7 protein-coding genes are annotated in these 6,166 nt (G+C 70.6%); 5 read left to right on the top strand and 2 right to left on the bottom strand.

The window, feature by feature from the left end; genetic code table 11:
• The 5 genes from M7D61_RS08620 to M7D61_RS08600 form a co-directional block, all read left to right on the top strand.
• Positions 1-1,220, top strand: a 1,220-nt coding sequence (locus tag M7D61_RS08620) for a glutamine synthetase family protein (RefSeq protein WP_298229546.1), incomplete at its 5' end; no start/stop codon positions are given.
• Positions 1,201-1,962 carry a gamma-glutamyl-gamma-aminobutyrate hydrolase family protein gene (locus M7D61_RS08615; RefSeq protein ID WP_298229545.1) on the top strand — a complete coding sequence of 254 codons (762 nt, stop codon included), beginning with the start codon at positions 1,201-1,203 and terminating at the stop codon, positions 1,960-1,962. The genes M7D61_RS08620 and M7D61_RS08615, both read left to right, overlap by 20 nt.
• Positions 1,959-3,326, top strand: coding sequence for an aldehyde dehydrogenase family protein (locus M7D61_RS08610; RefSeq protein ID WP_298229544.1), 1,368 nt, complete (start codon positions 1,959-1,961; stop codon positions 3,324-3,326). Before M7D61_RS08615 ends, M7D61_RS08610 begins: the two co-directional genes overlap by 4 nt.
• On the top strand, positions 3,323-4,111 hold the full coding sequence (locus M7D61_RS08605; protein ID WP_298229542.1) for a 3-oxoacyl-ACP reductase: 789 nt from the start codon (positions 3,323-3,325) through the stop codon (positions 4,109-4,111). The genes M7D61_RS08610 and M7D61_RS08605 overlap by 4 nt, the downstream gene beginning before the upstream one ends.
• Positions 4,108-4,833 (top strand): FCD domain-containing protein, encoded by a 726-nt coding sequence (locus M7D61_RS08600; RefSeq protein ID WP_298229541.1) that lies wholly within the window; start codon positions 4,108-4,110, stop codon positions 4,831-4,833. Before M7D61_RS08605 ends, M7D61_RS08600 begins: the two co-directional genes overlap by 4 nt.
• Here M7D61_RS08600 and M7D61_RS08595 read toward each other — a convergent pair.
• On the bottom strand, positions 4,830-5,402 hold the full coding sequence (locus M7D61_RS08595) for an acyltransferase (protein ID WP_298229539.1): 573 nt from the start codon (positions 5,400-5,402) through the stop codon (positions 4,830-4,832). The genes M7D61_RS08600 and M7D61_RS08595 overlap by 4 nt on opposite strands.
• A gap of 24 nt (positions 5,403-5,426) precedes the next feature.
• Positions 5,427-6,166, bottom strand: a 740-nt coding sequence (locus M7D61_RS08590; protein WP_298229537.1) for an SGNH hydrolase domain-containing protein, incomplete at its 5' end; no start/stop codon positions are given.

The raw sequence follows: 6,166 nt of genomic DNA, 5'->3' as shown, positions 1-6,166 counted from the left end.
TCGCAGCGCACGGCGCCGAGTGCTGCAATTACCTGCTCGCCGTCGACGTCGAGATGAACACCGTCGGCGGCTACGCCATCTCGTCGTGGGAGCGCGGCTACGGCGACATGGTGATGAACGCCGACCTCGCGACGCTGCGCGCCGCTCCCTGGCTCGTCAAGACCGCGATCGTCACCGCGAACCTCAACTGGCCCGACGGCGAACCCGTCGTCCAGTCGCCGCGCGAGATCCTCAAGACGCAGGTGAAGCGTCTCGCCGACATGGGGCTGACGGCCTTCGTCGGCACCGAGCTCGAGTTCATCGTGTTCGAGGATTCCTACCGGGATGCCTGGAAGAAGGGCTACCGCGACCTCATCCCGGCGACCGACTACAACGTCGACTACGCGCTCGCGGCATCCACCCGCATGGAGCCGCTGCTGCATGACATCCGCGTCGCGATGGACGGCGCGGGAATGTACTGCGAGGGCGTCAAGGGCGAGTGCAACTTCGGCCAGCAGGAGATCGCCTTCCGCTATGCCGACGCGCTGACGACCTGCGACAACCACTCCATCTACAAGAACGGCGCCAAGGAGATCGCGGCCGCCCACGGCCAGAGCCTGACGTTCATGGCCAAGTTCAACGAGCGCGAGGGCAACTCCTGCCACATCCACATCTCACTGCGCGCGGCCTCGGGTGAGGCGGTGTTCGCCGACCAGGCCGACCCGCTGGGGATGTCGACGCTGTTCCGGCACTTCCTCGGCGGCCAGCTCGCCGCGATGCGGGAGCTCACCCTCATGTACGCGCCGAACATCAACTCCTACAAGCGCTACCAGGACGGCTCGTTCGCGCCGACCGCCGTCGCGTGGGGCCTCGACAACCGCACCTGCGCACTGCGCGTCGTCGGCCACGGCGCCTCGATGCGCGTCGAGAACCGCGTGCCGGGCGGCGACGTCAACCAGTACCTCGCCGTCGCGGCGCTCATCGCGGCCGGCATCCACGGCATCGAGAACGAGCTCGAGCCGGGCGAGCCGTTCGCCGGCAACGCCTACCAGGCCGATGTCGCCGCGGTGCCGTCGACGCTGCGCGAGGCGGCCGAGCTGTTCTCGCAGTCGGCGGTGGCCCGCTCGGCCTTCGGCGACGCGGTCGTCGACCACTACCTCAACAACGCGCGCGTCGAGCTCAGTGCCTTCGACGCCGCCGTCACGGACTGGGAGCGGGTGCGTGGCTTCGAACGTCTCTGATCGACCGCTCATCGGCGTGACGACGTATCTGCAGCGCTCGCAATCGGGCGTGTGGGACGTCGAGGCCGCCTTCCTGCCCAAGGTCTACCTCGACGGGGTCACCGCGGGCGGCGGCATCCCCGTGCTGCTCGCACCGCAGCCGCTGCACGACGGCGTGGCGCGCGCGGTGATCGCGCGCCTCGACGGCCTGCTCATCGCCGGTGGGGTCGACGTCGACCCGGCACGTTACGGCCGGGAGGCGCACGTCGAGACCGACCGGCCGCAACCGCTGCGCGACGACTGGGATTCCGCGCTGCTCGAGGCCGCGATCGAGACGGGCACCCCGTTCCTCGCGATCTGCCGCGGCGCCCAGGTGCTCAACGTGCTGCGCGGCGGCACGCTGCACCAGCACCTGCCGGACGTCGTCGGGTCGGTCAGGTACCAGCCCGGCGGTGGCGAGTTCGCCCAGGTCGCCGTCGCGGTCGAGCCGGATTCCGCACTGCACACCATCGTCGGCGATTCCCTCGTCGGCGACGTCTATCACCACCAGGCGATCGACGAGGTCGGCACCGGATTGCGCGTGACCGCCCGCTCGGACGACGGCGTGGTCGAGGCCGTCGAGCTCGACGGGGTCCCGTTCGGCATCGCCGTGCAGTGGCATCCCGAGCAGAACAGCGAGGACGTCAGGCTCTTCGACTCGCTCATCGCCGCCGCGCAGGAGTTCGCGGCGGGAAGAACCGCGCAGAGAGAGGTGCCCGCGTGACGACGCTGACCATCGTCAACCCCTCCGACGAGACCGTGATCTCCGAGATCGAGGCCTTCGACGTCGAGCAGACGGATGCCGCGATCGAGCGCGCCGTCACCGCGCAGAAGCTCTGGGCGGCGTGGACCCCCGCCGACCGCGCGGCAGCGCTGCGGCGCTTCGCCGCAGCGGTCGAGGCCGACGTCGAGAACCTCGCCCTGCTCGAGGTGCGCAACTCGGGGCATCCCATCGGCAACGCGCGCGGCGAGGCCGCGCACGTCGCGCAGGTGCTGCAGTACTACTCGGCGGCGCCGGAGCGCCTCATCGGAAAGCAGATCCCGGTAGCGGGCGGTCTCGACGTCACCTTCCTCGAGCCCATCGGGGTCGTCGGCGTCATCACGCCGTGGAACTTCCCCATGACGATCGCCTCGTGGGGCTTCGCGCCGGCGCTGGCGGCGGGCAACGCCGTGGTGCTCAAGCCGGCCGAGTGGACGCCGCTCACCTCGCTGCGCCTTGCCGAGCTCGGCCTGCAGTCCGGCCTGCCGGAGGGCCTGTTCCAGGTGCTGCCGGGCGAGGGCCGGGTCGCCGGCGACCGGCTCGTGACGCATCCGGAGGTGCGCAAGATCGTCTTCACCGGCTCGACGCTCACCGGCCGCTCGATCATGGCGAAGGCCGCCGCCCAGGTGAAGCACGTCACGCTCGAGCTCGGCGGCAAGAGCGCGAACATCGTCTTCGCCGACAGCGACCTCGAGAAGGCGGCGGCGACCGCGCCGTACGCCGTGTTCGACAACTCGGGCCAGGACTGCTGCGCCCGCACCCGCCTGCTCGTCGAGCGCTCGGCCTACGACCGGTTCATGGAGCTGCTCGAGCCCGCCGTGAAGCGGTTCGTCGTCGGCGACCCGGCGGATTCCGCGACCGAGATGGGCCCGCTCGTCTCGAAGCCGCACTTCGACAAGGTCGCCTCCTACGTGCCCGACGACACCGAAGTCGCCTTCCGCGGCTCGGCGCCGAGCGGACCCGGCTTCTGGTTCCCGCCGACCGTGCTCACGCCGCGGTCGGAGACCGATCGCACCGTCGTCGACGAGATCTTCGGGCCGGTCGTCGCCGTGCTGCCGTTCGACGACGAGGCGGATGCCATCCGCCTGGCCAACTCGTCCGCCTATGGCCTCAGCGGCTCGATCTGGACGCAGAGCCTCGACCGCGCCCTCCGCGTCTCGCGCGCCGTCGAGGCGGGGACGCTGAGCGTGAACTCCCACTCGTCGGTGCGCTACACGACGCCGTTCGGCGGCGTCAAGCAATCGGGTCTCGGCCGCGAGCTCGGCCCCGACGCGCCGCTGTCGTTCACCGAGACCAAGAACGTCTTCATCGCGATCGGAGCGCAATGAGCATCACCCCCATCGACCTCACGCAGCGCCTCGCCGGGCGGGTCGCCGTCATCACCGGCGGCGGCAGCGGCATCGGCCTCGCGACCGCCAGACGGCTGGCCGCCGAAGGCGCGAAGGTCGTCGTCGCCGACGTCGACCGGGCCGCCGGCCAGGCGGCCGCCGACCTCGTCGACGGGCTGTTCTGCGCCACCGACGTCACCGACGAAGAGCAGGTCGACCACCTCTTCGACCTCGCCGCCGACACCTACGGCAGCGTCGACGTGGCCTTCAACAACGCGGGCATCTCGCCGCCCGATGACGATTCCATCGAGACGACCGAGCTGCCCGCCTGGCAGCGGGTGCAGGACGTCAACCTCACATCGGTCTACCTCTGCTCGCGGGCGGCGCTGCGCCACATGGTGAAGCAGCAGCGCGGCTCGATCATCAACACCGCTTCGTTCGTCGCGGTGCTCGGCTCGGCCACCTCGCAGATCTCGTACACCGCCTCGAAGGGCGGCGTGCTCGCCATGAGCCGCGAGCTCGGGGTGCAGTTCGCGCGTCAGGGCATCCGCGTCAACGCGCTGTGCCCGGGGCCGGTGAACACGCCGCTGCTGCAGGAGCTCTTCGCGAAGGACCCGGAGCGCGCCGCCCGCCGGCTCGTCCACATCCCCGTCGGCCGCTTCGCGCACGCCGAGGAGCTGGCTGCGGCGGTGGCGTTCCTCGCGAGCGATGACGCGTCCTTCATCACCGGGTCGACGTTCCTGGTGGACGGCGGCATCTCGGCGGCCTATGTCACTCCGCTATGACGGATTCCGCCGGCGAATCCCTGCTGCGGCCGCTGCGCGGCGGCAACGCCTTCGAGGAGACAGTGCAGCGGCTGCTGCAGATGATCCGCCTCGGCGCGGTCGCGCCGGGCGAGCGGCTGCCCAGCGAGCGCGAGCTCGCCATCCGCCTCGGGGTGAGCCGCGACACGCTACGCGACGCGATCGCGTCGCTCGCCGACGCCGCCTACCTCGTGTCGCGGCGCGGACGCTACGGCGGCACCTTCGTCGCCGACGAGGTGCCGGCGGATGCCGCGCGCCTCGCCCACGACCATCCGCGCCCGGCGTTCACCGCTGAGGCGATCGACGATGCGCTCGCCGTGCGCGAAGTGCTCGAGCTCGGCGCGGTGCGGCTCGCGGCCGGCCGGGCGCTGAGCGCGCCCGAGCGCGAGCGACTCTGGCAGGCCTTCGAGGAGAGCCGTGCCGCCGAGCCCGCCGACTACCGCCGCCTCGACTCGCGCCTGCACCTCACCATCGGCGAGCTCGCCGGGGCGCCGTCGCTCGTGCCGCTCTTCGCGGACGCCCGGATGCGCGTCAACGGGCTGCTCGACGACATCCCGCTGCTGCCTCGCAACATCGCGCACTCCGACGAGCAGCATGCGCGCATCGTCGGTGCCATCCTCACCGGCCAGGCCGAGGCGGCCGAGGCGGCGATGGCCGAGCACCTCGGCGGTACCGCCGCCCTGCTGAGGGGGTTCCTCAGCTAGGGCATCTGGCCCGGGCCACTGCGGTTCGGCGAATCCCCTGGGGTCCGATCGCGGATCTTCCGCGCCGGGACGCCGCCGACGACGACCATCGGCTCGACGTCCTTCGTGACCACGCTCCCCGCCGCGACGATCGCCCCACGGCCGATGGTGACGGTCCTGCCCTCCGCGACGATGGTGGCGCCCGCGCCGACCCAGCACTCCTCCTCGAGCACGATCCGGCCGCCGGTGTGCGGGAGATCGGGTTTCGACGTGTCGTGGCCGGCCATGATGAAACTCACCCGGGGGCTGATCTCGCAGCGGTCGCCGATGCTGAGGCCGATCCCCTCGATGTAGTGGCTGTTGAGGACGAGGCACTGATCGCCGAAGCCCGTGAACCGGCCGACCGACACTTTGCGCAGGTAGTTGATGCGCGTGCCGTATCCGACCGCGCTGCCTCGGCCGAACCGCTTCATGAGGATCGCGAAGGCCGCGAAGCGGACGATCGGCGGCATCAGGTCGGCGAGCAGCCAACCGAGGTGGGTGGCCCACTTGTAGTTCTGGAACAGGAATCGCTCGAGCGCGGGGTTCATCTCAGCACGACTCTACTGACAGGGCTATCGCGCAATGCGATGCGGCGACGCCGTGCGTCGGTACTTGGGCTTGGGCTTGGGCACGAGCGGCTCGAACGCCGGGACGCTGGCGAATTTCGATGCCGCCGTGAGGGTGAAGGACGACTTCAGCTGCGTGCCGTCGCGGTAGGCGACGAGTCCTCCGACCACCGAATGGCAGAGCACGTCGTCGCAGAAGATCGAGCGCATGTCGAGATAGGAGAAGCGCTTCGACGAGATCTGCGTGGCCGCCAGGGCGAGCGCATCCGCCGGCGCCTGCGCCGCCGGCACGGTGCAGGGGTCCGGCTGCGCCAGGTGGTCCACGATGCACGCGTCGACATCGAAGGGCAGTGCGGGCACTGCGCCGATGGCGACGACCTGCCGACCTTTCGCCAGCCACCCGCGCCACAGAGCGGCAGAGCCGTCCGCCTCGGCCTTCGCCGCCTCAGCAGATTGTGCGCCGGCGCCTTCCCCGCCACCGCCGGTGACGATGACTTTCTGCGTGCCCGAGTCGAGCTTTCCGATCACCGCGTCGCGCCAGTCGCGACACGTCGAAGACTCCGCACCCGCCGAGCGCGGATCGGCGGTGATCGGGCATGAGGCGTGGAGGTAGGTCGTGAACCGGATTCCCGCGGCGTTCGCTATCCGGTCGAGAAGGGGTATCCACATCGCCGCCTGCTCGTCTCCGACGAGCACCGCATTGACCTTCGCCTTTCGCACCGACGGCCCGAACTGGCAGGTCAGCA

Origin of the sequence: Gryllotalpicola sp. (genome assembly GCF_027352875.1) — a bacterium.
In the GTDB taxonomy this organism is placed as follows: domain Bacteria; phylum Actinomycetota; class Actinomycetes; order Actinomycetales; family Microbacteriaceae; genus Gryllotalpicola.
Note: the sequence above shows the minus strand (reverse complement) of the source record. Positions and strands in the feature narration are given on the sequence as shown.

Coding starts and splice junctions, on each gene's coding strand:
- M7D61_RS08605 (WP_298229542.1), top strand. CDS start 3,323: ATGAGCATCACCCCCATCGACCTCACGCAGCGCCTCGCCGGGCGGGTC.
- M7D61_RS08600 (WP_298229541.1), top strand. CDS start 4,108: ATGACGGATTCCGCCGGCGAATCCCTGCTGCGGCCGCTGCGCGGCGGC.
- M7D61_RS08595 (WP_298229539.1), bottom strand. CDS start 5,402: ATGAACCCCGCGCTCGAGCGATTCCTGTTCCAGAACTACAAGTGGGCC.